Below are 26844 nucleotides of genomic sequence, written 5' to 3'. Positions count from 1 at the left end.
TTCCCGCTCTTGGGGTGCCGGGTGCCGCTTCAGTCCCCGGCGTCCGGAGGCTCCATGTCAGGGGAAGCGCCGTCCTCCAGCAGCCGTTCGGCGATGTCGTCGGACCATCGCTGGGCCCACGCGCGCACCTCGCCCACCTCGGGTTCCGTCAGGCCGTAGCGGCGGAAGTCGGCGTCCGCGTAGAAGTCGGTGCCGGTCAGCCGGGACTGCAGGGTGGGCAGGTCGAAGGGGTCGTGGGCGTGCCGGCGGCCCAGTTCCTCCAGGGCGGGGAGGGAGAAGCGGGCCGCCGCCGCGTGGGCGTCGACCAGGTCGACGGCGGCCCCCCGGTCGTACAGCGCGCGGATCTTCGTACCGACGGCGTCCTCCAGGGAGAGCGTCGGGCCGTACTCGGTGAGGTCCGGGGGCTGCCAGAACGCCTCCTTGTGCAGCCCGAGGACGCAGCTCCCGCCGCTCGCCGGGTCCGTGACCGTCAGCTGTGCCGTGAGCGCGGTGCCGGTCCCGGCCCGGACCTGCCGGCCCCGAGCCTCCAGGGCCGTACCGACCGCGGCGGCGATGCGGTCCATGGGCTCGGCGCTCTGGGTGGCGAAGTCGACATCGGCGTGCGGACGCGACACCAGGCCGTGCGCCTGCAGGGCGTATCCACCGGCGAGCACGAGCCCGTACGGGCCGCCCGTGGTGACGACGTCGGCGAGGAGCCGGCGGTGCGATTCGGGGAGGTTCACGACCCCCTTACTCTGCCAGAACCGGGCTCGCGCACCCGCGCGACCCGCGCCGGTCACCCGGAGCGGCGCTGCCACCAGCGGCGGCGTCGGGGCCGCTCGGCGGGCCCGAGGTCCGCGAGGGCCCCGCGGATCCGGTCGAGCGTCACCACCGCGTGGTGCCCGAAGCCGTGGTCGTCGGCGGGGAGCAGCACACCCGCGCACAGCAGCTTGAAGGAGTCGTCGCCCTGCGGGGCGCTGTAGAAGACCGGGGCGCCCGCACAGCCCTCCGGCAGCCTCGTGCCCCAGCGGATCGAGCCGTCGGCCGCCCGGGCCAGCGAACCCACCACGATCGCCTGGTCCCGGTCCTCGTCCTCCCCGGCCACGTCGTGGGCCAGGGCGTACGCCGTCACCGGGGCCGCGGTGATCAGGGCGAGGTCGTCCGCGCGGGCCGTCAGACCGTCCCTGATCCCGTCGGCGGCCCAGGTCCAGCCCTTGCGCGCCGCGTACGCGTGCAGCCCCGCCGTCGACTGCACGGCCACCCCGAGCCCGTCCAGATGGGCCCAGCCCCCGGCGAAGCCACGTATCAGCAGCTTCTCCGCGCTCGGCGCCGGATCGCACAGCTCCGGCCGGAGGGTCACCTCGGCGAGCTCGACCAGGCGCGCCGGTTCGGAGGCGGTCACCAGGAGCTGCCGGACGGTGTCCGCGTCCTCGGTGGACTCCAGCAGCTCGTTGAACCAGAACATCGTGCCGTACGGTCCGGACGCGTGCGCCCGCTGGAAGGGGAGCGTGGCCCGGCCGGCGTACGAGAGGATCGCGTCGATGGTGGCCCGGTGCAGGTCAGTGGCTTGCGAGGACATGGAGCGGGACCTTACCCGCCGGGGCGGCGAGGGGACACGGGGAACGGTCCCGGAATTTCTTTCCGGCCTCTGTCACACGACGCCCGGCACCGGTGTCGAAGAGGTGTCCGCAGCTCACCGAGTGCTCGATGGGAGCTCCTCATGCACCTCGCCCACGTCGTCGTCACCCTGCTCGCCGCGCTGATGGCCGGGTTCTCCGGGACCGTGCTGCTCCTGCGGGCCCGGTGGATCGTCACGGCACTCCGGGACTACTCCGTACCCCAGGGCTGGTGGACCTGGCTGGGGCTGGCCAAGACCGCCGGGGCCGTGGGGCTGGTGGCCGGGCTGTTCGTGCCGGTGATGGGGGTGCTGGCCGGGGTCGGTCTGGTGGCCTACTTCGCCGGCGCCGCCCTCACCGTGGCACGGGCCCGCTGGTACTCCCACATCCCGTTCCCGCTCGTCTACGCCGCACCGGTGGTCGCCGCGCTCGTCCTCGGATTCGCGAGCTGAGCCCGGAACTTCTCCGGGAGCACGGCAACTTGCCTCCGCGCGGCGGCCACTGAGGAGTCGCAAGGGATGTTCGGCACACTACGACGACGTGTACGACACCACGACGGTCGACGGCTACGCCCCGCTCTACAGCATCGACTCACGCGCCGAGGCCCAGGTCGTGGCACAGGCCGACTACTGGAAGGTGCCGTCCGGCGGCAAGGTCGCCAAGCTGCTCGGCGGCGCCGGCGCCGGCGCGATCGCGGGCAGCGGCAACCTGGTCGACGGCACGGTCACCGATCTGTTCGCCGCCTACAACCCGGCGGCGTCGAAGAAGACCAAACCGACGGTGAACGGGACGCCGACGCTCACGGCCGGTCTGGAGACGTCCGCGAAGAACCTGCCGTCCGAGCCGGCGACGACGGCCGGGCCGGGGTGCTGTCGTAGCCGCACCCCGCAACGGCGAGGGGCCCGGGAACTCTCCCGGGCCCCTCGCATCGTGCGTCCGCTACGCGGTCGGCTTCTCCTCCAGGCGCGGGAAGAGCACCGCGCCCTTGGTGATCGTGGAGCCCACCGGCAGCTTGCCCCACTCGCCCGCGTCCTGGACCCGCTGCCCGGCCAGGGAACCGAGGCCGGCCTCCGCGCCGAGGGAGTCCCAGAGCTTCTGGGAGGTCTCCGGCATGACCGGGTTGAGCAGGACGGCGACCGCGCGGAGCGACTCGGCGGCCGTGTAGAGGATGGTGGCCAGGCGGGCCCGGCCCTCTTCCGACTCGTCCTTGGCCACCTTCCACGGCTCCTGCTCGGTGATGTAGCCGTTGACCTGCTTGACGAAGTCGAAGACGGCCAGGATGCCGCCCTGGAAGTCCAGCTCCTCGCCGATCTTCAGGTCAGCCGTCGCGACGGCCTTCGCGAGACCGTCGTGGACCGCCTTCTCGGCCTCGCCGTCGGCCGTGGCCTCGGGCAGCGTGCCGCCGAAGTACTTGCCGACCATGGCGGCCACGCGGGAGGCGAGGTTGCCGTAGTCGTTCGCCAGCTCGCTCGTGTAGCGGGCGGAGAAGTCCTCCCACGAGAAGGAGCCGTCCTGGCCGAAGGCGATGGCGCGCAGGAAGTACCAGCGGTAGGCGTCCACGCCGAAGTGCGAGGTGAGGTCCTGCGGCTTGATGCCGGTCAGGTTCGACTTCGACATCTTCTCGCCGCCGACCATGAGCCAGCCGTTCGCGGCGACCTTCCCCGGCAGCGGCAGGCCCTGGGCCATCAGCATGGCCGGCCAGATCACCGCGTGGAAGCGGAGGATGTCCTTGCCGACCAGGTGGACATCGGCCGGGAAGGTGGCCTCGAACTTCTCCTGGTTCTCGTTGTAGCCGACCGCCGTGGCGTAGTTCAGCAGCGCGTCGACCCACACGTAGATCACGTGCTTGTCGTCCCAGGGGATCGGGATGCCCCAGTCGAACGTCGAACGGGAGATGGAGAGGTCCTGCAGGCCCTGGCGGACGAAGTTCACGACCTCGTTGCGCGCGGACTCGGGCTGGATGAAGCCGGGGTTCGCCTCGTAGTGGGCGAGGAGCTTGTCGGTGTACGCGCTCAGCTTGAAGAAGTAGTTCTCCTCGCTGAGGATCTCCACCGGCTTCTTGTGGATCGGGCACAGCTTCTGGCCCGCGAACTCACCCTCGCCGTCGAGCAGCTCGCCCGGCAGCTTGTACTCCTCGCAGCCGACGCAGTACGGGCCCTCGTAGCCGCCCTTGTAGATCTCGCCCTTGTCGTACAGGTCCTGCACGAATTCCTGGACGCGGTCGGTGTGGCGCTTCTGCGTGGTGCGGATGAAGTCGTCGTTCGCGATCTCCAGGTGCTCCCAGAGAGGCTGCCAGGCCTCGGTGACGAGCTTGTCCGCCCACTGCTGGGGCGTCACCCCGTTCGCCTCGGCCGTGCGCATGATCTTCTGACCGTGCTCGTCCGTGCCGGTGAGGTACCACACCTTCTCGCCACGCTGACGGTGCCAGCGCGTGAGCACGTCGCCTGCGACGGTCGTGTAGGCGTGGCCCAGGTGAGGAGCGTCGTTGACGTAATAGATGGGCGTGGAGACGTAGAACGCCTTACCCGCCTGCTTCTCGGATCCAGTGGCCGCCATAAGTCGAAATCCTACTGGGCCCGTGGAGATCGACTCACACGCGTTTCGGGGGGTGGACGCGGTGGTCCACCCCCGGACGGTGTCGGGCTTACGGGCGCCAGGCGGCGAGTACGCCCTCGTAGAGCTCGGTGTCCGTCAGCTCGCGGGGGGTGGGGCCCGCGTGGAAGAAGGACGTGTTGGCGGTCTTCAGCTTACGGAGGTAGTCGAAGGCCTTGTTGTCGTGCTCACCGAAGGCGACGAAGGAGAAGAACAGCGCGGGGTGCGTGTCCGCGGCCGCGGTGAGGGCCTGGGTCGCGGGGGTCTTCGCGTCCGGGGCGCCGTCGGTCTGGAAGACCACGAGGGCGGGGGTGCCGGGGGCCGCGTTCTTCTCGTAGTGGGTGAGGATCTCCTCGACGGCGGCGTGGTAGCTGGTACGGCCCATGCGGCCGAGGCCCGCGTGGACGTCGTCGATCTTCGTCTCGTGGTCGGGGTCGAGGGTGAGGTCGGTGGTGCCGTCGAGCTCCGTGGAGAAGAAGACGACGTGGACCGTGGCCTCGGGGTCCAGGTGGGCGGCGAGGGCGAGGGTCTGGTCGGCGAGGGCCTGGGCGGAGCCGTCCTTGTAGTAGGGGCGCATGCTCGCGGAGCGGTCGAGCACGAGGTAGAGCTTCGCCCGGGTGCCGGTGAGGTCGGTCTTCTTGAGGGCGGTGGCGGCGGCCTTGTAGGCGGTGGTGAGGGAGGGGGCGCGGGACTTCACCCGGGTGAGGGGGGTGGCGGGCTTGGGCTTGGGGCCGGTGGCGGCCGTCTCCGGGTGCGTGTCCGGCTCCGCCTGCGCCTCGGCCTCACCTTCGGTGTCCTCGTCCCCACCCGCACCGTCCGTGCGGCTTTCGTCGGCGGGTGCGGATGTCCCCTGCGGGGTGTCCTCGCCGTCGGCGGCTGCCGGCTCGTTCGCCTCTTCGGCCCCCGGTACGACGGAGTCGTCCACCTGCGCCGACACCGGTTCGGGAGCCGCCTCGGGCTCCGGCTCGGCTTCCGCAGCCTCGACCGCCGCCCGGGGCTCCGCCACCGCTTCCGCCCGCGGCTCGGCTTCAGCAGTCGGCTCGGCTTCAGCAGCCGGCTCGGGGGATTCCTCGGCCTCGGCCTTCTGCTCGGCCGCCGGCTTCTCCGCGACTGCGGGCTCGGCCTCTGCCTCCTCCGCGACTGCGGGCTCGGCGGCCGCCTCGGCCTCGGTCTTCTCCGCGACCGCGGGCTCGGCCTCGACTGCCGGCTCCTCTGTGACCGTGGGCTCGGCCTCTGCCTCCTCCGCGACTGCGGGCTCGGCGGCCGCCTCGGCCTCGGTCTTCTCCGCGACCGCGGGCTCGGCCTCCGCCTCCTCCGCGGCCGTCGGATCGGTCGCAGCCTCCGCCTTCTCCGTGACCCCCGGCTCAATCGTCCGGTCGTCCGTCGGTTCTGCGGGGTGGGGGACCTTCACGTTGTCGAAGGCCGCTGCCACCAGGTCGTGGGACTCGGGGACCTCGGGGGCCGAGCGGCGGGGTTCGGGGACCGTGGGTGTCGACTCGCGGGGCTCCGGGGTCTCGGACGCCGCCGGGGTGGGCTCCGTGGCGGGGGCGGGCACCGCGGCGGGCTCCGCAGGCTCCGCGGCCTTGGGCGGCGTCGGTGCGGCGGGCTCGGCCGGTGCCGTCGCCGGCTCCGTGGTGGCCGCCGGCGTAGGCGATTGCCGCAGGTCGGAGGGGAGCGCCGGGGCGTGGTCCGCACCCTCTGCTTCGGTGGCCCGTGCCTTGCGTGAGCGGCCGAATGCGTTCCGCAGGAGAGTGAGAATGCCCATGTGCGCACCCCTTCGTATGAGTTGATGCCCGTCAATCCCTGGCCAGGACGGACACGTAAGGTTAGCGAAGCCCTCAGTGGGGGGAAGCGATCGACCGGGCCGCGGCGACCTCCTGTCGGAGGGACTCCAGAACACTGCCGGACGGACCGGTCAGATCGGTACGGACCGGCGTCAGGGTCTCCGCACTGCGCACGCCCTCCGACAGCTCCCGGAGCTGCAGGGTGATCTGGGCGATCTCCGCGGGCGACGGGGGCGCGGCGCCGTGGCGGACGCGGACGCGGGCCGCGGTCGTGGCGTCCACGATGCGTTCCACGGCGACGACCAGCGGCCACCACGCGGCGGCCCGGCGCCCGGTCGGCGGGGGCTCGGTCAGGGCCCGCTGGAACTCCGTGCGGATGACGGAGAGGTCCCGGTAGAGGCGGCGGCGCATGCGGGCCCGCGCGGCGGGGTCGGTGTCGCCGAACGCCGTCTCCACGTAGCGCGCCGTGTCCGCCACCGCGTCGGCCAGCCGGTCGCCCACGCGGGTGCGCCAGCTCTCGGGCCAGAGGAGATAGCCGGCGATCAGGGCGATCGCGCAGCCGAGGAGCGAGTCCGCCAGCCGGGGCAGGAGCAGGGCCGTGCCCTGGTGGTTCAGGATGTGCGAGAGGAGGAGGATCACCGGGGTGATCGCCATCGTCTGGTAGCCGTAGCCCCGGGGGGTGAGCGCCGGGATCAGCGGGCCCAGCAGGAACATGACCAGGACGTCCCACGGGCCCAGCGGGACCTCCGTCAGCACCACCGCCGCGATCCCCAGGCCCGCCACCGTGCCGAGGGCGCGCAGCAGGGCGCGGGAGAAGACCGAGCCGAAGTCGGGCTTCAGCACGAAGGTGATGGTCAGGGCCACCCAGTAGGAGCGGGGGACCGGGAGCAGGGAGACCAGGGTCTGCGCGATGCCGATGCAGACCGCCAGGCGCAGGCCGTAACGCCAGGAGTTCGCCGAGAGGACGACGCTTCGGGTCGCCCGGGCGGTGCGGACGCCCAGGGCGGCAGGGCGGCCGAGGCGGTCGTCGATGCCCCGGGGGTCCACGTCCGGGGCCGAGACCACCTCGGCGGTGTGGCGCAGGGCGTGGTCCACCGCGCGGGCGGTCTCCGTGGTGGGCAGGGGGAGGGGCAGGGCTATCGGCCCTGTGTAGCCCGTCTCGACCGCCTGGGCCAGGTGGCGGGTGGACGCCGGGATCGCCGCGGGCAGGGGGCGCCCGGCCTGGTGGGCCGCGGGGGCCGCCTCCACCACCGGGGTGATCGCGTTCAACTGGGCCAGCAGCCGGGTGAGTTCGGGGCTGCGGCCGTGGTGGCGGGCGCGCCGGGCCAGGATCAGGTCGTACGACTGGTTCAGCGACTGGGTGACGGCGCGGCGCGCCTCGTCGTACTCCCCGGTGCGGTCGGTGCCGGAGACGGCGAGCAGGTCGGCGACCGTGCGGTAGGTGGCGGCCACCGCCGACCGTTCGGGGATGCCCGAGCGCAACGGCCAGGCCAGCAGGGCGAGGAGGAGGACCAGCAGGCCGCCGCCGGTCATCAGGACCGGCGCCAGCCACCAGGGACGGGGCAGCGGAAGGCCCGCGCCCACCACGCAGTTCAGCAGGAGCAGCAGCCCCGAGACCGACGCCACCGCGCCGATCGTCGAGATCATCCCGGACACCAGCGCGACACCGGTGACGGCCGCGACCGCGTACCAGCCGTGCCCGAACACCAGTGAGCCCAGCGCCACGCCGACCGCACCGAACAGCTGGGGCACGGCGATGTTGAGGATGCGCATGCGGTAGGCGTCGGCGGTGTCGCCGATGACTCCGGACAGGGCGCCCATGGAGGCGAGCGCGCCGTACGCCGGGTAGCCGGTCGCGAAGCCGATGGCGAGGGGCAGGGACAGGGAGACGGCGGCGCGGGCGGCGGCCGCCCAGTTGACGGGTGCCTGCTGGGGTTGGAGGTTCCGGACCAGCCAGTCGGGAGGGGTGAGGCCGACGGGGAACTCGCGGGACATGCGCCCATTATGGCCGGATCGCTCGGTCCCTCCTCGGCTCATCCGTGCTGGTGGAGCGTGACGTCCACGACGAGCGCGCGGTGGTCCGAGCCGGTCACGCGCAGGAAGCGGGTGTCGGTCGCGGTGAAGTCCCCGGAGAGCAGGACGTGGTCGATCTGGGCACCGATCACGGACGCGGTGCGGGCGGGCCAGCTGGGGGTGCGGTCGAGGCCGGAGAGGCGGGCCGCGTCGGTCAGGCCGGTGTCCAGGATGCGGCGGAAGGCCGCGTGGTCCTGGGAGGCGTTGAAGTCGCCCGCGAGGACGGTCGGGGTGCCCTGGCCGGCGGCGGCGAAGGCGCGCAGCCGGCCGAGTTCACGGCGCCACAGGCCCACCTGGCGCGGCAGCGGGGGCATGGGGTGGGCGAGCTGGAGGCGTACGGCGTGGCCGTGCACGTCGGCGACCGCGCCGGGCATGCCCATGGTGCCGCGGACGCCCGCGGTCGGCTTCAGCGGGAAGCGGCTGAGGATGAGGGAGCCGCGCGAGCCGTCCGCGTGGACCGCCTGCCGGTACGGGTAGACGGCCGTGAAGTCGTCCTCCAGCGTGGCCTGGCAGGTGTACTCGCACTCCTCCACGAAGACGACGTCCGGGCGGCGGGCGCGGATCTGCGGGACCAGGGCAGGGGTGCCGCGGCCGAACTCGACGTTGGAGGTCAGCACGCGGAACGTGGTGAGGGGTGGTCCGTCCGGCTCGCCGGTCCTGCCGTACGGGTCCAGGTACCAGGCCAGCAGGCCGAGCACGGCGACGCCCCACACCAGCCCCGGCCACCAGCGGGCGAGCAGCGCGCACAGCAGGGCGAAGCCGGTCGGGGCGAGCAGCCAGGGCAGGAAGGCGAGGAGCTGGGGGACGGGGGTGACACCGTCGGTGTCGGCCACGCGGCAGCCCACCACCACGCTGACTCCGGCCAGCAGCAGCCCGGCACACCAGGCGCCGAGCCTGCGTCCGGGGCGTCGGTTCACGGGCCGAGCCTACGGTCGGCGGGCGCGGCTCGCCAGGAAATCATCCGATACCGGGTTCAGCGCGGGCGAGTTGCCGGGAGCCGCGCGGCAACCGGCCGAGAATGTCCACAGGTTGGGGACAGCGGTCCCGTGTCGGGACCGTCGGCGCAGTCAGGCCCTGGCCCGTGTCGGTTCCTGTGCCTGTGTCTGTGCCTGTGTCTCTGCCGGTGCCGGTGCCGGTGCCGGTGCCGGTGCCTGTGCCTGTGTCTGTGTCTGTGCCGGGGTCCGGGCCGGTGCCGTGGCTCCGCGCCGGCGTCGCGAGGGGCGGACCAGGCGCAGATACCGGGTGAGCCAGGCGGTGAGGGCCACCGCGAGGCCGAGACCCAGCAGCAGCCAGGAGACCGTGCGCAGGGTGCCGGTCAGGGCGTCGTAGACGGCGCCCGCGGCCGGGTGGGGCACGTCGGCGGGCAGGTCGGCGAGGGTGAGGCTGCGGCCGAGCGCCACGGTGAGCCCCAGCAGCGCCCCGCCCAGGGCCGTGCCCAGCGCGGTCGCGGCGATGGCGCGGCGGCGGTGGACGGCGAGGGCGATCCCGGTGACGGCGAAGACGACGGCCGCCACGGGCAGCCAGAAACCGGCGACTTCGAGCACGTGGAACCCCTTTCGCAGCGCGGCCAGTTCGCCCGCCGGGAGCACGGCGACCGCCGTGTGCTCCACGGGGATGCGCTGGGCGAGCGGCATGTGGTCCTGGGCGAGCTGTCGTTTGACCTGGGCGGTGACGGGGGCGAAGTCGACGGTGACCGGCTGTTCGCGCTCGTCCTCGTCGCGCAGGGCGCGCAGCACCGCGTCATGGGTGATCCGGTTGCCGGTGTCCCAGGCCAGCCGGAAGGCCTGGGTCTGGGTGAAGGAGCGCACGGCGTCGTGCACGAACGGGCGGACCGAGCCGCGCAGCGGGCGCACGTCCACCACGTGCTCGTCCACCTCGCGCAGGATGCCGTCACCGACCGTGTCCGCGACGGCCTCCCGCACGGCCGGGTCGGCGGCGAGCGGGGCCATCGCGGTGACGTACCGGCCCGTGTCGGTGAGACCGTACGCCGCCCAGGCCGCCAGCGCGCCGAACGGTACGAGGAGGCAGGACAGGGCGATGAGTACGGCCGAAAGGGCGCTCCTTGCTCGTGGTGGCACCCTTCAAGGCAACGGCCGGGGGCGGAGCCGCGCGAGCGGTGCGCCCGCGTCCGGGCTACAACTGGGGCCGAACGGGTGTCACTCGGGCCGCACTCCGGGGCGGAGTTGCGGATTGCGCTCTCCGGTGGAGAGTTCGTCCGAACGGGTGTTTCCTGGTGCTGGGGAGAAGCCCGACCGCGTGACCGGGTGGTGGGTACAGGGGAGTGCGTGGGCCCCGGCCGACCGGCCGGGGCCCACGCACACACCGCCCCCGCTGCCGACTCAGCGGACCCGGATCCCGAAAGCGTCCTCCCGCGTGTAATAGCGGTAGAAGAACGTGAGGAACGTCACCGCCGACACCAGCAGCGACATCACCACCGCCCGCCAGATCGACGCATCGCTCTGGCTGTAGAGAAAACCGAACGCGAGGCCGGCGAACCCCGACCACAGCAGTGCGTGCAACTCCCGCGGCATCCGCGGGGCCAGCACCAGCAGCGCCATGCTCACCACCGCGAACACCAGCGCGCTGACGAACCCGAGCAGCAGGTTCCAGCCCGTGATGGGGCCACCGGAGCGGTTGTCGGCCGCGACCCAGTAGCCGTAGACCAGGCCCAGCCCGATCGGGACGACGATCCGGGCGATCGCATGGGTGCGCGCGTCGAAGACGTCCGGCGCACGGCGGGACACGTTCGTGGCCCGCCCCGTCACCTCGGGCGTCCGGCCGGGCCGGGACACCCCGCCTGGCGCGGGTGCCGCATGAGCCATGAGAGCACTCCTCTCTCCTCGCCCCCGCTCTCCAGCCCACACCTGGGGGCACGGCCTGGCAAGTCGGCCAGGAGGGTGACGAGTGCCCGGATGCGGCCGTTTCTCCCCCGTGTTTGGCTGGGGTCCATGGAGGGCTGCCCGCCGTGACCGAGATGGAGTACGGGCGGCGGCGCCGGCTGCTGCTGCGGGTCCACGGGCGGAGCATCGCCTGGATCCCGCCCCTGCTGCTGCTCGCCGGCATCGTGCTGCTGGACTTCGAGACCACCGAGCGGTTCCGGATCATCTCCTGGATCGTCCTGGTGCCGGGTATCGCCGCCGCCATCTGCGGGGTGTGGACGACGGTGGCCTTCACCCTGCTGTCGGTGGTGACGTACGTCGTCGTGGACAGTGCCTGGCCCGACCAGTACCAGGCCGGGCTCGGCGACTTCGTGCTGGTCGCCCTGGGCGGCCTGCTGGCCGTGCTGGCCTCCGCGGTGCGGGTGCGCCAGGAGCGGCAGAACCTGCACATCCGGGACATCGCCGAGACCACCCGGCGTACCGTGCTGCGCCCGCTGCCGCCGCGCTGGGCGGGTCTGGAGCACGCCGGGGTGTATCTGGCGGCCGACGTCGACGCCCGGGTCGGCGGCGACTTCTACGACATCCAGCCCGGCCCGCACGGCACCCGCGTCCTCGTCGGCGACGTGCAGGGCAAGGGTCTCGGCGCGGTGGAGGCCGCCGCCGCCCTGCTCGGCACCTTCCGGGAGGCGGGTTACCACGAGGAGGAGCTCGCGACCGTCGCCGAACGGCTGGAGATCCGGATGTGCCGGCACCGCTCCCACATCCACGCGACCGGCCGCGAGGACGGCGACCGCTTCGCGACCGCGCTCCTGATCGGCTTCCCCGAGTCGGGCGCGGACACGGTCGAACTGGTCAACTTCGGCCATGAGCCGCCGCTCGCCGTCGGCCCGCACGGGGTCCGTGAGCTGCCCAGCGGCGACGGGCTCCCGCTCGGCCTGTGCGACCTCGCGGGCGCCCTCCCGCCCGTGCGCCGGGTGCCACTGACCGCCGAGGAGACGTTGCTGCTGGTCACCGACGGGGTGACCGAGGCCCGCGACGAGCCCGGCCTCTTCTACCCGCTGGCCCGCGAGGTGACCCGCGCGGTCACCGCCGACCCGCGCCGCAGTGAGCCGCGGCGCCTGGTGAGCCTGGTCCGCGACGGCGTGCTGCGGCACGGCCGGGGCCGACTGGAGGACGACACCACGATCTTCGCCGTGCGGCGGACGACGGACGAAGGAGAGGGCGGGCAGGGCGAAGACCCTGAACCGGGACAAGGTGCCGAACGAGGGCGTTTGCGGTCCTGAGGCGCCGGTTTGCAGCCGCAGCGGTTACGGTGCTGGCTGGAGAGCGGATCTGGAGGCCTCGGGGTCCGCAGGGGGGAGGGACGATGCCCGGAACCGTGCTGCTGCTCGCGGCCTCGCCGCTGGGCCGGGGGCGCCTGGTGGACGCGGCCGGTGTGCTGCCGGTGCTGGCCGCCGTCGCCCCCTCCGTGCTGTCCGGCACCGACACCGCCAACGTGGTCGAGCTCGCCGACCCGCTGGAGCCGCAGGCCGTCCTCACCCGGCTGCGCGCCGCGGCCGCCGCACCCGGACCGCTCACCGTGTACATCACCGGCCAGCTGCACCTGGACCGCCGCCAGCGGCTGCCGCATCTGGCGCTGGCCCGCACCACGCCGGCCACCGTCCGCTACACCGCGCTGCCGTGGCACTGGATCCGCGAGGAGCTGCGGTTGCGCTCCGCCGCGGACACGGCGCTCGTCCTCGACCTGCACGCGGACGCGGAGGCCTGGCGGTACGTCGCCGAGCGCGGGCTGGACTGCGGGCGCACCAGCACCGTCCACGGCCGCGTCGCCCCGCCGCCCGGCCGGCGGGGCGTGGCCGAGCCGGCGTACATGAAGGCCGTGGCCACGCTTCTGCGGAGCGGGCACCGGCCGCCGCTGGCACAGTTGCACGAGCAGGCGTGGGCGCGGATCGCCGAGGCCGGCGGGGGCCGGGACCTGGTGCTGACCGTGCCCGGGGGCTTTGCCCCCGGACCCCCGTACGCCCACCCGCCCGCCTCCGCGCAGGACCCCCACACGGCCATCAGCGCCGCCGTGCAGGCCGGCCGGCACCTCGATGCCGACCTTCTCGCCGCCCGGCACGAGCAGTTCGCCGTCCGCTCCCACGGACCCGCCTCCGAAGAAGCCCTGCACTGGGCCGAGGTCCGGGCCGACCTCGCGATGTTCGCGGGGGACCCGGTGCGCAGCTGCCGGGCCTGGCTGGGGGTGGCCGAGGTGCGGCTGGCCGCCGGGCAGGCCGTGGACGCGCCTGCCGTGGAGGCGGCCGTGGACCGTGCGCACCACCAGTGGACCCGTATCAAGGACACGGCGCGGGCCCGTGAACTCGGGCCCGCGCTCGCGGAGTTGCGACTCAGGGTGCCGGGCCGGCGGACCGGCGCGCTGGAGAGCGTCCAGCGGCAGCTGGGCCGGCTCCAGGCCGCCCGGTGAGCCCTACTTGGTGAAGGTGAAGTACTTCCAGGCGCCGTGCGTCGTGGAGTTCACCGTGTCACCGGAGGAGCTGTTGATGTACGACGAGCGGACCCGGAAGCGCCAGCCGAAGTCCTCGCCGTGGTCGCCGGTGATGCGCACCTGGGAGACGCCGTCGCCGCCCAGCTTGAAGTAGGCCGGGTCGCCCGGGTACCAGCGGCCCTGGGCGTACACCTCGAACTCGAACTTCTGCGCCCGGCCCGGGAAGTACGACATCTTCGTCGTGATCAGCGGGTCCTTGGTCTTGTGGAAGAAGTAGTACGTGTGGCCCCACGCGGACTTCGACTTGTAGTGGTTGCCCACCGACGTGGAGATGCTGACCCGGGCCCCGGCCGTGCTGGACGCGGAGGCCGACGTGTACCGGGAGTCGCCCGCGAACTTCGCGGTGACCTTGGTGTCCCGCTTCATGTCCAGGGTGACCGACAGGTTGCCATGGGAGTCGACCTTGCCGGACCTCACCAGCTTGTTCGGCTTGTCGTAGCCGAACGGGTCGGCCCAGATCTCCACCGTGCGGTTCTTGTACGTCGTGCCCAGGTGGGCGGTGAACTTGACGTCCTTGCCGTACGAGTAGACCTTGCCGTTGTTGTCGACGGTCAGCGTCGGCTTGGCGCGCGAGACGGTCACCGAGTCGGAGCCGGAGGACGCCGCGTGGTCGGCGTCGCCCGCGTAGGCCACCTTGTACGTCACCTTGCCGCCGGCCGGCGGGGTGTCGGCGAAGGAGAAGGTGCCGTCGGCCTTGGCGGTCACCGGGGGCAGCGTCTTGCCCTTCGGGGAGTCCAGGTCGGTGCGGGTGACGGTCAGCCCGGTACCGGCCGCCAGGGCGACCTTGGAGGTGACCTTGCCCTTGACGGTGAGCGCCTTGGCGCGGGTGGCGGTGGCCGGGGCGTCCACGGTGACGGTGGTCGCGGCCTTGGTGGGCGCGGCGAGGACGCGCAGCGAGTAGACGCCGTCGCTGTTGTACGACACCGCGAACAGCCGCGAGGCGTCCGGGGCCCAGGCGAGGGCCGAGTCGGCCAGCTCGTCGGAGCCGCTGGTGTGCCCGGTGTTCGGGAAGTCGTACTCGCGCACCGAGGTGGTGCCGCCCGGCTTGTAGACGTAGACGTCCGGGTTGTACCAGCCGTCGACGCCCGCCGCGACCGTGCCGTCCGGGGCGACGGCCACCGCGTTCGGGTACGTGTCGCTGGCGTAGGTGCCGTCCGGCGTGAGGTCGGCCGTCTTGAACACCGGGTGGTGGTACGGCCAGCCGCTCGCGGTGACGACGTCCTTGCCGTCGGGTGTGACCGCGAGGTCCCTCAGGTTCTCGCCGGCCGACCCGGAGGCGACACGCGTGGCGGTCCCCGAGGAGACGTCGTACGACACGACGGTGCCGGAGCTGTCGCCGGGCTGGCCGCCCACCAGGACGTCCGAGCCGGGGGCCGCGTCGAGGACCGGCGCGGAGTACCAGCCCTTGTCCTGGTCGAGGGTGACCTCGTGCTGCTCGCCGGCGAGGTCGACGGAGCCGAGGTCGCCCGAGCCGGAGGCGCCGTAGCCGAACCACAGCCGCCCGCCCGCGAGGGCGACGCTGACCGGCTGGTCGCCGACGGCGTAGCGGGTGGTCTCGGTGTCGGTGGCGGTGTCGACGACCGCGATGGCGTCCTGGTCCTTGACGGCCGCGTAGAGCGTGCCGGAGTCGGCGGACAGCTCGAGGCCGGTCACCCCGGACAGGTCCGCGGTGAGCTGCTTGACGACCTTGCCGGCGAAGTCGGTGACGACGATCTTGCCGTTGGCCGGGTCGCTGACGAACACCTGCTGGTGGACACCGTCGACCACGATGTCGCCGGTCTGCTTGACCGGCAGGACGGTGCTGGAGTCGGCGTAGGCCGGAGCGGCGGCGAGAGCTGCCGAGCCGCAGAGGACCGCCAGGGTGGTGGCGGCCGTGAGAGAGCGCTTGCGCACGCTGATTCGAACCCCCCGGATCGAATGAAGAGTCGGTACGCCACGCGGGCACGACTGCGCGGCCCCTTGTGAAGCGGGTGTGCGCCGCGTGTGGCGAGTGAGCGAAGACTAGGTCATGTCACCGACAACAACGCCAGTGCCCCGGAGACCAGCGTGCGGACACCCGGGGCGATCACGGACAGGTCGGGCGCGAAGTGCGGGCTGTGGTTGCTCGGCACGGCAGCGAACTTCTCCGGCAGGGTGTTGCCGGGGGCCCGGTCCCACACCTCGGCGGGGGTCGTGGTGACGAACCAGTACGAGTACGGGATGGCGTTGTCCAGCGCGAGCTGAGGGAAGTCCTCGCTGCCCATCGCCGGGCCCGGGTCGAACACCGTGCCCGCGCCGAAGACCTCCGTGTGCACGGCCGCCACCGTTCTGTCGGTGCCGGCGTCGTTGACGGTCACCGGGAAGGTGTTGCCGATGGTGATCTCCGGCTCGCGCGGGCAGCCGGCGGCCAGGCACTCGCCCCGCGCGATGCGCCGGATCGCGTCCAGCATCCGCTGCCGTACGGCCTCGGACTGGCTGCGCAGGTTCAGCGAGATCCGCGCCTCGGACGGGATGATGTTGTGCCGGGTGCCGGCCTCGATCCGGCCGACGGTGAGTACGGCGGACTCACCGGCCGCGATCTCCCGTGAGACCACGGTCTGCAGCCGGGTGACGAGGTAGGCGGCGGTGACGACGGGATCCACGGTCGACTCCGGCCGCGAACCGTGCCCGCCCCGGCCGTGCACCACGATGTCGACGTCCGTCGCGGCGGACATGATCAGCCCCGGTGAGTGCGGGTACAGCCCCGCCGGGCCGGGCGCGGCGTGCTGCCCGAGCAGGACGTCGGGCCGCCCGAACCGCTCGTAGAGGCCGTCCGCGACCATCCGGGCCGCGCCCTGCCCGCTCTCCTCGGCGGGCTGTCCGATCACCAGCAGGGTGCCCCGCCAGGTGTCCCGCCCCGCCGCGAGCGCCGCGGCGGCCCCGGCCAGCCAGGTGACGTGCAGGTCGTGCCCGCAGGCGTGCATCACGCCGTCCGCCGTGGAGGCGTACGGCAGCCCGGTCTCCTCCCGCACCGGCAGTGCGTCCATGTCGGCGCGGAGCAGGACGGTGGGCCCGTCGCCGTTGGCCAGCCGCCCCACGACCCCGGTGCCGCCGACACCTTCGGCGGTCTCGAACCCGGCTTTCGCCAGCCGCCCGGCCAGCTTCCCGGCGGTGCGGTGCTCCCGCAGGGACAGCTCGGGGTGCCGGTGCAGGTCCCGGTAGAGGTCCTCCAGCGCCGGGACGGGCAGCTCGGCGGTCAGGTCCAGGGCGGTGCGGGCGGCGGCAGAGGTCATGGTCCGTCAGCGTAGGCCTCCGGCGGTTCGCCGAACATCCTCACCTGCGTGCGGTCGTGTGGCTACGCTCGGTGCATGGTGAACATCCGCGAACTGGATCCCGCGGCCTCGCCGTTGGACTACTTCGGCTACGAGCTGCGCCGCAGGCGTGAGGCGGCGGCGCTGACGCAGAGGGAACTGGGCGCGATCGTCTTCTGCACGGGCTCGCTGGTCGGCCAGGTGGAGACCGGGGCGAAGGTGCCGACACGGGAATTCGCCGAGCGCGTGGACGCGGCGCTGCTGACCGACGGCTTCTTCTCGCGGTTGGTGGGGCTGGTGCTGCGGAGTCAGTTGCCGAGTTGGTTCCAGCCGTTCGCTGACATGGAGGCTACGGCGGCGTACATCTCCACGTATCAGGCGCAGATGGTCTATGGCCTTCTGCAGACCGAGGCGTACTCCCGGGCGGTGCTGGCAACGGGCGTGCGGGACAGGCTGGATGAGCTCGTGGCCGCGCGGATGGAACGCCAGCGCATTCTGCTTCGCGAAGAGCCCCCGCTGACCTGGGTGGTCCTGGACGAGGCTGCCCTCCACCGGCCCATCGGCAGCCACCAGATCATGCGCGAGCAGCTCGCACACCTGCTGACCTTCCTCGACCACAAGTGGGTGCGGGTGCAGGTCCTGCCGTTCCTTGCTGGTGAACACGCCAGCCTGATCGGGTCGTTCACGAGCCTTCGCTTCGACGGTCACCCGGACCTCGTGTACACGGAGGACATCATCTCGGGGCACATGACGGCCAACCCGGAGACTGTCAAGGAGGCAGCCCTTCGTTACGCTCACTTGCAGGCGTCCGCCCTCTCCGTGGAGGATTCGGCGGCACTGATCACCCGCGTGATGGAGGAACGTTATGCGCAAGCTGCCGAACCTGACGGACGCGGTGTGGCGTAAGTCCTCGTACAGCGGCAACACCGGCGGCGAGTGCGTCGAGGTCGCCGATCTCCCCGCCCTCGTGGCCGTCCGCGACTCCAAGGACCCCGGGCACGGCACGCTCACCCTCTCGCCGGAGGCGTTCGCGGCGTTCGTGCGGTACGCGGCAGGGGAGCGCTGAAACGTAACAGCACACACGTTCGAGTGAACGGCTCAGGATTCGCCGGGCCGCATCCCCCCGTACGCTGAGATGGTCGCGCTGAGCGAAGGAGGTCTGTCATGGCGACGGCTGACACTGAGCCGATCATCATGCCCGGATATCAGGGCGAGGCCATCTACGGTCCCTACGACGACCCTGACGGTGACGACGCGGACAGCGGCATGCCCGACCAGTCGGACTCGAGCGTAGAGACAGCCTTCGAGCGCCTTAGTGCGGCGGCCCCCCGGGGTTGGCGCGTGGAGCTGATCGAAGGGGAGATCCACGTGACGCCACCGGCGAACGGGGAGCATGAGGAAATCGTGTCGGAAGTCGTTGACCAGGTGGCTGAGCGGCGCCAGGACCGCTCTCTGCGTAACTACACCGGCATCGGCTTGAACGCTCCCGGCGCATCCCCCACCGGTCACGTCATCCCTGACCTGGTGATCGCCCCGAAGGGCAGCTTTGACGACGAGGAGGAGTGGCACGAGCCGCACGGCGTCCTCCTCGTCGCCGAGATCACTTCCGCCGGCACCGCTGACCGCGACCGCACCAAGAAGGTCCACGGGTACGCCCGCGCCGGCATCCCTGTCTACCTGCTGATCGACCGCGAAGAGGCAGAGGTCGTCGTCTACTCGGAGCCCTCCGGCGACGACTACTCCAAGGGCTCCAAGTACAAGCTCGGCCTGGCCGTCCCCCTGCCCGCCCCCCTGGACTTCGAGCTGGACACCGCCGAGTTCTGAGCCTCCGGCCGTGGCTCAGCGGTACGCACGTGCCGGCTGCTGGTGCTGAGCGGTGTGTCCCGTTTCCGCCGCTCGCGCCGGGCCCGCGTTCGCCGCGGTTATCAGGGCCGCCACGGCGATCACGGCGGCGGCGACGGCCCTCCGCGCGGTGGGGTTTCCGTAGGGTGCGGATGTACGTCCGAACACGGCGACCTCGCAACACGACAGTGGCGTATTAAACAGGTTTAACCCGCCGTTTAACCTAGGGGCTGTACAACCCGAACGGCAAGAGGCGACGGGCGAGTTGGGGGGCCGGGGGTATGCGGGAGCGGGACGATCCCGAGGTCATCGGGCGGCGCGTGCAGAGATTGCGCACCCAAGCCGGGTTGACCCAGCGTCAACTGGCCGAACCGGCCTACACACCCGCCTACATCTCCACCCTGGAGGCCGGCCGGGTGCGCGCCTCCGACGAGGCGCTGGGGCACATCGCGGCCCGGCTCGGGGTGGCCTTCGAGGAGCTGGCCGTCGGCCGCCCCGCCCACCTCGCCACCGGCCTGAGGCTGCGGCTCACCGAGGCCCAGCGCATCCTCGCCGACGGCCGGGCCGAGGAGGCCGCCGCGCAGTACGCGGCGCTGCTCACGGAGGCGGAGACGCACGAACTGCGTCACGAGCAGGCGACCGCACTGCTCGGCCTCGGTGAATGCAGCCTGGAGACGGGGGAGTTGGGCACGGCACGCGACTGCTTCGAACGGGCCGAGGCGCGGCTGGCCGACGAGTCGCTGCCGGCCCGCGTGCCCGCCGTACGCGGCCGGGCGGTGTCCCACTATCTGGCGGGCGAACTCCGTTACGCCGTCTACCTGCTGGAGTCCACCCTCGACGAGCTGAACCGCGGCGGTCTGCACGACCCCGACGCCCTCCTGCTGCTGTACGCCAGCGTCATCGGCCCGTACATGGACATGGGCGCCCAGGCCCGCGCCGCCCAGGCCGCCGAGTTCGCCCTCGCGCTCGCCCCGCAGGCCGCCGACCCCGCGCTGATCGCCCGGATGCACCGCTCGGTGGCCCGCACCCTGCTCACCGAGGGCCGGGCCGCCGAGGCCGACGCCTCCCTCGCCAAGGCGGCCGAGCTGTACCGCCGACTCCAGCTGCGCACGGAACTGGCCAACTGCCACTGGATGCGCGGCTACGTCTGCGCCCAGAACGGCGAACTGGACCGCGCCGAGGCCGAGCTGCGCCAGGCGCACACCATGCTCGCGCAGACCCGGGCGGCCCTGTACCGCAGCCAGGCCGCGGTCGAACTGGCCGACGTGCTGCACCGGCGCGGCAAGTCGGACGAGGCGGCCGGACTGCTCCGGGGCGTCCTCGGCGACTTCTCCTCCGAACGCGGCGCCGTCCACGCCGCCGCGGCCCACCGCCTCCTCGGCATCATCGCCGAGGACACCCGCGACACCGAGGCCGCCGAGGAGCACTACGTCCGCGCGCTCAGCCTCCTGGAACGCGCGGGCGCCGCCGGTGACCTGGCCGACCTGTGCCGCCTGCTCGGCGACCTGTTCCGCCGCACGGGCCGTACCGAGGCCGCCCTGGACGCCTACCGCACCGGCCTGGGCCACCGCACGACCCCCGGCACCACCACCCTCGGCCCGGCCCCGGCCCAGCCACCCCTGTGACCCGGCGCGCGGGCGGTCCGGTCAGACCTGCGCCCGGCCCTGTCTGCGCACGTCCGCCAGGCGCAGCGCGCCGACCTGTACGGCGGCCTGCGTGGCGTCGTTCGGTACGTCGCCCAGGCCGCCGTTGGTGAGGGCGAAGGAGTCCTGACCCACCCGTACGGCGGCCACGTCCAGCGTGAGCAGGTACTCGTCCCCCTCGGACGTCGTCGTGGCGAGGCTGACCCGCAGCCCCTGACGCGCGTCCCCGGCCCGCGGCAGCGGCGCGTCCACGACCTGCACGTCCTCGACCAGCCCCAGCTCCGTGGTGGCGGTGAACCGCGCACACTGCACGGGCATCGTGCCCAGCCAGGCCAGCACCTTGTCGACGTCCGCCGGGCGCCGTGTGCCGATCTGGTAGCGCAGCTGGGCGTCGGTGTCGGCGTCGTCCAGGCCGACGGCGGCGCGGGCCGGGGCGCCGAGGAGTTCGTCGCTGTACAGGGCGTCCATGAACTTCTGGCACTCCCCGGTCGTGGTGGTCGCCTTCAGCAGCGCGTCCCGCCAGGTGGCCGCGCCGCGCGTCGCCGTCCAGGGGGCGCCGAGGTCGGTCTCGGTGAGGAGCGCGGCCTGGGCCTGCGCCTCCGTGAGCGAGGCGGCGTCGGCCCGGGTGCTCGTCCTGGGTGCGGGGGTGGAGGCGGCGATCGTCGGTATGGGGTACGGCGCGGACGCCGGCTGCTTCAGACCGAGGGCGGCGATGCCGCCGGTGGCGAGCAGGCCGGCGCCGATGAGGAGAAGGAGCGCGCGGGGAGGTATCGCGGCGACCATGGGGGAGCCTCCTGGGCAGCGGGCCGGTGGGGGTGCCTGCTCTCACGGCACCATCGCCCCGACCGCCCCACCAGCGCTCCGGGCCGTCCGGGTGAGCGGCCCCGGAAAACGCGTGGCTCCGCCGGCCCGGCGCTGTTACGGTCGCCGTATGCAGCGCGCCCCGCAGTGCCCGTCGAGCACGACGACGCCGGAGACCGTCCCGGCGCGCTGACACCTGACCAGCATCGAAGCCCCGGGGCGAGCGCCCCGGGGCTTCGGCGTTCCCAGCATCCGCACCCCGGTTCCTCGCCCCCGCACCGCGGAGGAACGCGATGAACGACCAGCTGCCCGACCACCGCCGCCTCGGCCGCGAACTGGACCTGTTCGACACCGACCCGCTGATCGGCGCCGGCCTGCCGTACTGGCTGCCCGACGGCGCGGCCGTCCGGCACGCCCTGGAGGAGTACGTCCGGGAGGCCGAACGCCGGGCCGGCTACCGGCACGTGTACTCACCCGCGCTCGGCAAACGCGAGCTGTACGAGATCTCCGGGCACTGGGACCACTACAGCGACGACATGTACCCGCCCATGAAGCTCGGCGCGGAGGAGGTCGTGCTGCGTCCCAGCCTCTGCCCCCACCACGCCCTGATCTACCGCTCCCGCTCGCACAGCTACCGCGAACTGCCGCTGCGCCTCGCCGAACTGGGCCCCATGCACCGCGCGGAGCTGTCCGGCGTGCTCGGCGGCCTGACCCGCGTCCGGGCCATCCAGCTCAACGACGCCCACATCTTCTGCACCCTCGACCAGGCCGTTCAGGAGGCCCGTGCCGCGCTGGAGCTGATCGCCCGTGCCTACGCCGACCTCGGCATCCGGGCCGTACGCCACCGGCTGTCCCTGCCCGGGGAGGGCGGCAAGTACGTCGCCGACCCGGAGCTGTGGCGGCGGGCGACCGCGCTGCTGCGGGAGGTCCTCGCCGAGGCCGGGGTGGCGTACGAGGAGGCGGCGGGCGAGGCCGCCTTCTACGGCCCGAAGATCGACGTGCAGATCGCCGACCCCGCCGGCCGCGAGTCCACCCTGTCCACCGTGCAGATCGACTTCCACCAGCCCGCCCGCTTCGACCTGCATTACATCGGCGGCGACGGCGCCAGGCACCGGCCCGTGATGGTGCACCGCAGCATCATCGGCAGCGTCGAGCGGGCCGTCGCCCACCTGATCGAGGCGCACGGCGGTGCCTTCCCGGCCTGGCTGGCCCCCGTCCAGCTGGTGGTGCTGCCGGTCGGCGAGGAGCAGCTGGAGCAGGCGTCGGCGCTGGTCCGCGAGGCCGTCGCGGCCGGCCTGCGCGCCGAGCTCGCCGATCCCGGCCAGGGCACCCTGGGGGCCAGGATCCGGGCGGCGCGCCTGGTGCCGTACCAGGCGGTGATCGGCGCCCGTGAGGCCGGCGCAGGCCTGGCCGCCGTACGCCTGCGGGACGGCCGCAGGCCCGGCGCCCTCCCCGTACCGGACCTGCTGCACCGGATCTCCGGACGGGTGGCGGCACGCGGCACCGCGCTGTGGGACTGATCTAGTGTGCTGAGCAGAGGGCCAGGTACGACGAAGGAGTCCGCTGTGACCGGTCAGCCCATCCCCGTGATCATCGACTGCGACACCGGTGTCGACGACGCCCTGGCCCTGCTGTTCGCCCTGCGCCACCCGGGGCTCGACCTGCGGGCGGTGACCTGCGTGGCCGGGAACACGGACGTCGACGGCGTGGTCCGCAACACCCTCACCGTGCTGGAGCAGGCGGGCGCCCCCGACATCCCGGTGGGGCGCGGCGCCGAGCGCCCGCTGATCGAACCGGCGCGCCCGGCCCGGCACGTGCACGGCGCCGACGGCATGGGCGACCTGGGCCTGCCCGCACCGGCCCGCACCCCGGCCCCGCTGGACGCCGTGGCCCTGCTGCGCCGCGAGATCCTGGCCTCCCCGCACCCGGTGACGCTGATCCCCACCGCACCGCTGACGAACATCGCCCTCCTGCTGCGCACCCACCCGGAGGTCACCCGCAACATCGAGCGGATCGTCTTCATGGGCGGGGCGGTCGCCGCCGGGAACGCCACGCCGGTCGCCGAGTTCAACGTCTGGCACGACCCCGAGGCCGCGGCGATCCTGCTCACGGCCGGGGTGCCGATCACGATGTACGGCCTGGACGTCTTCCTGCAGGTGGTGGTGGACGCGCCGGACGTCCACCGGCTGCGCACGAGCAGTGACCCCGGCACCCGGCTGGCCGGCGATCTGCTCGCCCACCGGCCGACCACCCAGGGCGGGGAACCGCAGGCGGAGGAGGCGGGCGGGCTCGGCGACGCGGGCGCGGTGTGCGCGGTCGCCGACCCGCAGGGCATCACCACCCGCCGCCTCCCGGTCGAGGTCTCCCTGGCTCCCGGCCCGACCCGCGGCCAGACGCTCGTCGACCGCCGCCCCCGCCCGGGTGAGTCGGAGATCCACGAGGGCCTGCGCGAACAGGTCCTCGTGGACGTGGCGTTGGAGGTCGACGTGGACCGCTACGTGAAGCTGTACCTGGAGACGGTGGAGCGGTAGCCGGCGCCCTGACCGCTCAGGCCCCCGCGTGAACGGCGCCGTGCCACGCGTTCACGGGGGCGCGCAGTCCGGCGACCCCGTCGGGCGTGCCGACGCCGGTCGGGGCGTCGTAGCCGGGGAGCGCGGGGAACGAGCCCGCCTGGCCGACGGTGATGTCGAAGAAGTCCTGCGGGTGGGCGTAGGGGTAGGAGTTGGGGAAGGTGCCCGGCGCGGGATTGCCGGCCAGGGCGTACGCGCCGGCCACCAGTGGAGCGGCCACGCTGGTGCCGCCCGCCACGAACCAGCCGGTGCCGCCGCCGGGGGTGGGGGCCGTGTCGTACACCGCGACGCCGGTGGCGGGGTCGGCGACGGCCGAGACGTCGGCGATGGTGCGGTTGTGCGGGCAGATGGTGTCGTGCTGGAAGGAGGGCTTGGGTTCGAAGGCGGAGCATCCGCATCCGGTGCCGCTCCAGGCCCTCTCCCCGAAGCCGCGCGGTGTGTGCAGGGGGATCAGCGTGGTACCGCCCACCGCGGTGACGTAGGGGGACGCGGCCGGATACTGCGTCATGCCCCCGTGGTCGCCTGAGGCGAAGGTGAAGGCCACGCCGGGGTGGTTGCTGAAGTGGAAGTCGAAGGCGGGCTCGAACGGGGCTTCGGGGAAGAGCCAGCTGTTGGAGATGAACTTCGCGCCCTGTGCGACGGCTTGGTCGACCCCGGCGAACATGTCGGCGGCGAAGGCGCTGTCGTTCTCGACGACCAGGATGCGGCAGTCCGCGCAGGCGGCGCTCACCATGTCCACGTCGATGGATTCCTCGAACGACCATTCCGGAACGACGGTGGTCGGCAGGGTGCTGCCGCCGCGCTGGTTGATCACACGCAGGCAGCCGCGGGCCTTCGTGCAGGGCGGGAGCCCGAACTGGCGCCGGTAGACGGCCAGGTCGCTCTCCAGGTTGGGGTGGTGGTGCGCGATGGTGATCGCCACCGTTCGGCCCTGCCCCCGCCGGCCGTTCAGCTTGTAGGCGCGGCGCAGGTCCTGGGGGCTGAGGCCGGGCGGTCTCGCGTTCGGCGGTACGGACGCCATGGGCGGCAGGTCGGTGCGCAGCATGGCCGTACAGGCCGCCACCAGGGGATCGGCCGGCTGGGGGCAGACGCGGACGGCGGTCGGCTGGTGACGGCCTCCAGGGGGCGAGCCGTGCGCCCCGGCGGCAGCCGGAGCCGCGGCCAGGCCCACCAGCACGAGGGCTGCGGCCAGCAGCGACCTGATCGGGCGGACACCCTGCATGACACTCCTTCGGGGCCGGACGGTGTGCCCTTCTCCATGGCAGACGCCGCTGCCCGACCCTCGCGTCCACGGCCTCACCCGTCCCGGCGCCAGCGCCGGTCCGCGAGACCCGGCACGGCATCCGCCGTGCGGGCCAAGTGTCGGCACGGGAACACCGCACCGGCCGGAGCCCGGCCTGACCGCCCGTCGGACGGCTCAGCGAATCCACCCGTGCAGCACAACGAACCTCGGGACTCGGCCGTCGGTCGGCCGCGGCCGGCTCCCCGCCGCACCGGCCGAAGGTTCCCCTTCCGGGCCATGTGGACAGGTTCTCTGGTGTCGTCCGACCGCCGCATCCGCCCGAACGGAGCCCGCATGGCAGACCTCACGCCGGACCTCTCCTCCAGGAACCCCGACTGGTGGCGTCAGGCCGTCATCTACCAGGTGTACCCGCGCAGCTTCGCCGACGCCGACGGTGACGGCCTCGGCGACCTGAAGGGCCTCACGCAGCGCCTGAACCACCTGGCCGCGCTGGGCGTCGACGCCGTGTGGCTGAGCCCCTTCTACCCCTCGGAGCTGGCCGACGGCGGCTACGACGTCGCCGACCACCGGGACGTCGACCCCCGGCTCGGCACCCTGGACGACTTCGATGCGATGGTCGCCGAGGCCCACCGGCTCGGCCTGAAGGTCGTCGTCGACATCGTGCCGAACCACACCTCCCACCTGCACCCCTGGTTCCAGGAGGCCCTGCGGGCCGGCCCCGGCTCACCGGCCCGAGACCGCTACGTCTTCCGCCCGGGCCGCGGTGCCAGCGGTGAACTCCCGCCCACCGACTGGCAGTCCGTCTTCGGCGGCAGCGCCTGGCACCGGACGCCCGACGGTGCCTGGTACCTCCACCTCTTCGCCCCCGAACAGCCCGACCTCAACTGGGACAACGACGAGGTCCGCGCCGACTTCCGCACCACCCTGCGCTTCTGGTCCGACCGGGGCGTGGACGGCTTCCGCGTCGACGTCGCCCACGGCCTGGCCAAGGACCTCACGGAGCCGCTGCGGGACGTCGGCGGCATCGGCGCCACCGGCGAACAGGCCCTGCCGCTGGTCCCGGCGGGCAGTCATCCCTACTGGGACCGGGACGAGGTGCACGAGATCTACCGCGACTGGCGCAAGATCTTCGACGCCTACAGCCCCCCGCGCACCGCCGTCGCAGAGGCCTGGGTCCCCGGCGCCCGCCGCGCCCTGTACGCCCGCGCCGACGAACTCGGCCAGGCCTTCAACTTCGAGTACCTGGAGACCGGCTGGGACGCGGAGGAACTCCGCCAGGTCATCACCGACTCCCTGGCCACCGCCCATGCCGCCGGAGCCTCGGCCACCTGGGTGCTGTCCAACCACGACGTCGTCCGGCACGCGTCCCGTCTGATGCTGCCGCCCGGCACCGACCCGGCGGCCTGGCTGCTGTCCGGCGGCCGGGCGCCCGCGATCGACACGGACGCCGGTCTGCGCCGGGCCCGGGCCGCCACCCTGCTGATGCTGGCGCTGCCGGGATCGGCGTACCTCTACCAGGGCGAGGAGCTCGGTCTGCCCGAGGTCGCCGACCTGCCCACCGAGGTCCTCCAGGACCCGATCTGGGAGCAGACCGGCCATGTCCGCAAGGGCCGCGACGGCTGCCGGGTGCCGCTGCCGTGGACGGCGAGCGGACCGTCGTACGGCTTCGGGCCCGGCGCCGCCTGGCTGCCGCAGCCGCCGACGTTCGCGTCGTACGCGGTCGAGGCGCTGACCGGCGCGGAGGGCTCGACCCTGGAGCTGTACCGCACCGCCCTGCGCCTGCGCCGCAAGCTGCTGGAGGGCGAGGCGCTGACCTGGACGCCGGACGCGCCCGCCGGGGTCCTGGACTTCGCCCGCTCCGACGTCTGGCGCTGCGTCACCAACCTCACCGCCGAGCCGGTACCGCTGCCGCCGGGCGAGGTACTGCTGGCCAGCACCCCGCTGGACGGCACGGCGGCACTCCCACCGGACACCACGGTCTGGGTGGCCTAGGGGGCTTCGTCCGGAC

The 26844-nt window shown here is 73.0% G+C and carries 23 protein-coding genes; 10 read left to right on the top strand and 13 right to left on the bottom strand.

The window, feature by feature from the left end:
• Positions 1 to 29 precede the first annotated feature (29 nt).
• On the bottom strand, positions 30 to 722 hold the full coding sequence (locus ACIHEJ_RS28095) for a nucleotidyl transferase AbiEii/AbiGii toxin family protein (protein ID WP_400139599.1): 693 nt from the start codon (positions 720 to 722) through the stop codon (positions 30 to 32).
• Positions 723 to 775: 53 nt separating this feature from the next.
• Positions 776 to 1558, bottom strand: coding sequence for a hypothetical protein (locus ACIHEJ_RS28090; RefSeq protein WP_400139597.1), 783 nt, complete (start codon positions 1556 to 1558; stop codon positions 776 to 778).
• Positions 1559 to 1699: 141 nt separating this feature from the next.
• Between ACIHEJ_RS28090 and ACIHEJ_RS28085 the strand changes: the two genes are divergently transcribed.
• Positions 1700 to 2047 (top strand): DoxX family protein, encoded by a 348-nt coding sequence (locus tag ACIHEJ_RS28085; RefSeq protein ID WP_400139596.1) that lies wholly within the window; start codon positions 1700 to 1702, stop codon positions 2045 to 2047.
• A gap of 291 nt (positions 2048 to 2338) precedes the next feature.
• Here ACIHEJ_RS28085 and ACIHEJ_RS28080 read toward each other — a convergent pair whose 3' ends face one another.
• From ACIHEJ_RS28080 to ACIHEJ_RS28050, 7 genes are all read right to left on the bottom strand, one after another.
• Positions 2339 to 2479 carry a hypothetical protein gene (locus tag ACIHEJ_RS28080; RefSeq protein ID WP_400139594.1) on the bottom strand — a complete coding sequence of 47 codons (141 nt, stop codon included), beginning with the start codon at positions 2477 to 2479 and terminating at the stop codon, positions 2339 to 2341.
• A 55-nt stretch (positions 2480 to 2534) separates the two neighbouring features.
• Positions 2535 to 4151: a methionine--tRNA ligase gene (metG, locus tag ACIHEJ_RS28075; protein WP_400139592.1), complete on the bottom strand. Its 1617-nt coding sequence runs from the start codon at positions 4149 to 4151 to the stop codon at positions 2535 to 2537.
• 88 nt (positions 4152 to 4239) lie between these two features.
• Positions 4240 to 5952, bottom strand: coding sequence for a VWA domain-containing protein (locus ACIHEJ_RS28070; protein ID WP_400139591.1), 1713 nt, complete (start codon positions 5950 to 5952; stop codon positions 4240 to 4242).
• 73 nt (positions 5953 to 6025) lie between these two features.
• Positions 6026 to 7966: an FUSC family protein gene (locus ACIHEJ_RS28065; protein WP_400139589.1), complete on the bottom strand. Its 1941-nt coding sequence runs from the start codon at positions 7964 to 7966 to the stop codon at positions 6026 to 6028.
• Between the two features lie 38 nt (positions 7967 to 8004).
• Positions 8005 to 8961 carry an endonuclease/exonuclease/phosphatase family protein gene (locus tag ACIHEJ_RS28060; protein ID WP_400139587.1) on the bottom strand — a complete coding sequence of 319 codons (957 nt, stop codon included), beginning with the start codon at positions 8959 to 8961 and terminating at the stop codon, positions 8005 to 8007.
• Positions 8962 to 9111: 150 nt separating this feature from the next.
• Complete coding sequence (locus ACIHEJ_RS28055) at positions 9112 to 10122, bottom strand: hypothetical protein (RefSeq protein WP_400139586.1); 1011 nt, start codon at positions 10120 to 10122, stop codon at positions 9112 to 9114.
• A 261-nt stretch (positions 10123 to 10383) separates the two neighbouring features.
• Positions 10384 to 10866 carry a hypothetical protein gene (locus tag ACIHEJ_RS28050; protein WP_400139584.1) on the bottom strand — a complete coding sequence of 161 codons (483 nt, stop codon included), beginning with the start codon at positions 10864 to 10866 and terminating at the stop codon, positions 10384 to 10386.
• A 152-nt stretch (positions 10867 to 11018) separates the two neighbouring features.
• On the opposite strand from ACIHEJ_RS28050, the gene ACIHEJ_RS28045 reads away from it, so the two are divergent.
• Both ACIHEJ_RS28045 and ACIHEJ_RS28040 read left to right on the top strand, forming a co-directional pair.
• Positions 11019 to 12206, top strand: a complete 1188-nt coding sequence (locus ACIHEJ_RS28045) for a PP2C family protein-serine/threonine phosphatase (protein WP_400139951.1) — start codon at positions 11019 to 11021, stop codon at positions 12204 to 12206.
• 83 nt (positions 12207 to 12289) lie between these two features.
• Positions 12290 to 13387 (top strand): hypothetical protein, encoded by a 1098-nt coding sequence (locus tag ACIHEJ_RS28040; RefSeq protein ID WP_400139582.1) that lies wholly within the window; start codon positions 12290 to 12292, stop codon positions 13385 to 13387.
• A 3-nt stretch (positions 13388 to 13390) separates the two neighbouring features.
• Here ACIHEJ_RS28040 and ACIHEJ_RS28035 read toward each other — a convergent pair whose 3' ends face one another.
• Entirely contained in the window at positions 13391 to 15361 is a 1971-nt protein-coding gene (locus tag ACIHEJ_RS28035) for a WD40 repeat domain-containing protein (RefSeq protein ID WP_400139580.1), read from the bottom strand.
• 113 nt (positions 15362 to 15474) lie between these two features.
• Entirely contained in the window at positions 15475 to 16719 is a 1245-nt protein-coding gene (locus tag ACIHEJ_RS28030; protein ID WP_400139578.1) for an amidohydrolase, read from the bottom strand.
• A 75-nt stretch (positions 16720 to 16794) separates the two neighbouring features.
• On the opposite strand from ACIHEJ_RS28030, the gene ACIHEJ_RS28025 reads away from it, so the two are divergent.
• The 4 genes from ACIHEJ_RS28025 to ACIHEJ_RS28010 all read left to right on the top strand — a co-directional run bounded on the left by ACIHEJ_RS28025 (position 16795) and on the right by ACIHEJ_RS28010 (position 20204).
• The gene (locus ACIHEJ_RS28025; RefSeq protein WP_400139576.1) at positions 16795 to 17643 is read left to right on the top strand and encodes a Scr1 family TA system antitoxin-like transcriptional regulator; all 849 of its coding nucleotides are present in this window, start codon (positions 16795 to 16797) and stop codon (positions 17641 to 17643) included.
• Positions 17603 to 17803 (top strand): DUF397 domain-containing protein, encoded by a 201-nt coding sequence (locus ACIHEJ_RS28020; RefSeq protein ID WP_400139574.1) that lies wholly within the window; start codon positions 17603 to 17605, stop codon positions 17801 to 17803. The genes ACIHEJ_RS28025 and ACIHEJ_RS28020 overlap by 41 nt, the downstream gene beginning before the upstream one ends.
• A gap of 200 nt (positions 17804 to 18003) precedes the next feature.
• The gene (locus tag ACIHEJ_RS28015; protein ID WP_400139949.1) at positions 18004 to 18561 is read left to right on the top strand and encodes a Uma2 family endonuclease; all 558 of its coding nucleotides are present in this window, start codon (positions 18004 to 18006) and stop codon (positions 18559 to 18561) included.
• Positions 18562 to 18860: 299 nt separating this feature from the next.
• Positions 18861 to 20204, top strand: a complete 1344-nt coding sequence (locus tag ACIHEJ_RS28010) for a helix-turn-helix domain-containing protein (RefSeq protein ID WP_400139573.1) — start codon at positions 18861 to 18863, stop codon at positions 20202 to 20204.
• A 21-nt stretch (positions 20205 to 20225) separates the two neighbouring features.
• Here the strand turns inward: ACIHEJ_RS28010 and ACIHEJ_RS28005 are convergent, their stop codons facing one another.
• Positions 20226 to 21005 (bottom strand): hypothetical protein, encoded by a 780-nt coding sequence (locus tag ACIHEJ_RS28005; protein WP_400139572.1) that lies wholly within the window; start codon positions 21003 to 21005, stop codon positions 20226 to 20228.
• Positions 21006 to 21316: 311 nt separating this feature from the next.
• Here ACIHEJ_RS28005 and thrS point away from each other — a divergent pair, with 311 nt between their 5' ends.
• A complete protein-coding gene (gene thrS, locus ACIHEJ_RS28000; RefSeq protein WP_400139570.1) occupies positions 21317 to 22543 on the top strand; it encodes a threonine--tRNA ligase in 1227 nt (408 codons plus the stop codon).
• Positions 22544 to 22588: 45 nt separating this feature from the next.
• Positions 22589 to 23554 (top strand): nucleoside hydrolase, encoded by a 966-nt coding sequence (locus tag ACIHEJ_RS27995; RefSeq protein WP_400139568.1) that lies wholly within the window; start codon positions 22589 to 22591, stop codon positions 23552 to 23554.
• Positions 23555 to 23570: 16 nt separating this feature from the next.
• Here ACIHEJ_RS27995 and ACIHEJ_RS27990 read toward each other — a convergent pair whose 3' ends face one another.
• The gene (locus ACIHEJ_RS27990; protein ID WP_400139566.1) at positions 23571 to 24815 is read right to left on the bottom strand and encodes a S8 family serine peptidase; all 1245 of its coding nucleotides are present in this window, start codon (positions 24813 to 24815) and stop codon (positions 23571 to 23573) included.
• Positions 24816 to 25169: 354 nt separating this feature from the next.
• Between ACIHEJ_RS27990 and ACIHEJ_RS27985 the strand changes: the two genes are divergently transcribed.
• Positions 25170 to 26828 carry a glycoside hydrolase family 13 protein gene (locus ACIHEJ_RS27985; protein ID WP_400139564.1) on the top strand — a complete coding sequence of 553 codons (1659 nt, stop codon included), beginning with the start codon at positions 25170 to 25172 and terminating at the stop codon, positions 26826 to 26828.
• Positions 26829 to 26844 lie beyond the last annotated feature (16 nt).

This window comes from Streptomyces sp. NPDC052301 (genome assembly GCF_044593395.1).
Lineage (GTDB): Bacteria > Actinomycetota > Actinomycetes > Streptomycetales > Streptomycetaceae > Streptomyces.
Note: the sequence above shows the minus strand (reverse complement) of the source record. Positions and strands in the feature narration are given on the sequence as shown.

Bases quoted from the DNA above. Each gene is read 5' to 3' on its own strand.
- ACIHEJ_RS28005 (WP_400139572.1), bottom strand. From the start codon at position 21,005: ATGGTCGCCGCGATACCTCCCCGCGCGCTCCTTCTCCTCATCGGCGCC.
- ACIHEJ_RS27990 (WP_400139566.1), bottom strand. From the start codon at position 24,815: ATGCAGGGTGTCCGCCCGATCAGGTCGCTGCTGGCCGCAGCCCTCGTG.
- ACIHEJ_RS28010 (WP_400139573.1), top strand. From the start codon at position 18,861: ATGCGGGAGCGGGACGATCCCGAGGTCATCGGGCGGCGCGTGCAGAGA.
- ACIHEJ_RS28090 (WP_400139597.1), bottom strand. From the start codon at position 1,558: ATGTCCTCGCAAGCCACTGACCTGCACCGGGCCACCATCGACGCGATC.
- ACIHEJ_RS28015 (WP_400139949.1), top strand. From the start codon at position 18,004: ATGCCCGACCAGTCGGACTCGAGCGTAGAGACAGCCTTCGAGCGCCTT.
- ACIHEJ_RS28045 (WP_400139951.1), top strand. From the start codon at position 11,019: ATGGAGTACGGGCGGCGGCGCCGGCTGCTGCTGCGGGTCCACGGGCGG.
- ACIHEJ_RS27985 (WP_400139564.1), top strand. From the start codon at position 25,170: ATGGCAGACCTCACGCCGGACCTCTCCTCCAGGAACCCCGACTGGTGG.
- ACIHEJ_RS28025 (WP_400139576.1), top strand. From the start codon at position 16,795: ATGGTGAACATCCGCGAACTGGATCCCGCGGCCTCGCCGTTGGACTAC.
- ACIHEJ_RS28020 (WP_400139574.1), top strand. From the start codon at position 17,603: ATGCGCAAGCTGCCGAACCTGACGGACGCGGTGTGGCGTAAGTCCTCG.
- thrS (WP_400139570.1), top strand. From the start codon at position 21,317: ATGAACGACCAGCTGCCCGACCACCGCCGCCTCGGCCGCGAACTGGAC.
- ACIHEJ_RS28040 (WP_400139582.1), top strand. From the start codon at position 12,290: ATGCCCGGAACCGTGCTGCTGCTCGCGGCCTCGCCGCTGGGCCGGGGG.
- ACIHEJ_RS28050 (WP_400139584.1), bottom strand. From the start codon at position 10,866: ATGGCTCATGCGGCACCCGCGCCAGGCGGGGTGTCCCGGCCCGGCCGG.
- ACIHEJ_RS28070 (WP_400139591.1), bottom strand. From the start codon at position 5,952: ATGGGCATTCTCACTCTCCTGCGGAACGCATTCGGCCGCTCACGCAAG.
- ACIHEJ_RS28085 (WP_400139596.1), top strand. From the start codon at position 1,700: ATGCACCTCGCCCACGTCGTCGTCACCCTGCTCGCCGCGCTGATGGCC.
- metG (WP_400139592.1), bottom strand. From the start codon at position 4,151: ATGGCGGCCACTGGATCCGAGAAGCAGGCGGGTAAGGCGTTCTACGTC.
- ACIHEJ_RS28030 (WP_400139578.1), bottom strand. From the start codon at position 16,719: ATGACCTCTGCCGCCGCCCGCACCGCCCTGGACCTGACCGCCGAGCTG.
- ACIHEJ_RS28065 (WP_400139589.1), bottom strand. From the start codon at position 7,966: ATGTCCCGCGAGTTCCCCGTCGGCCTCACCCCTCCCGACTGGCTGGTC.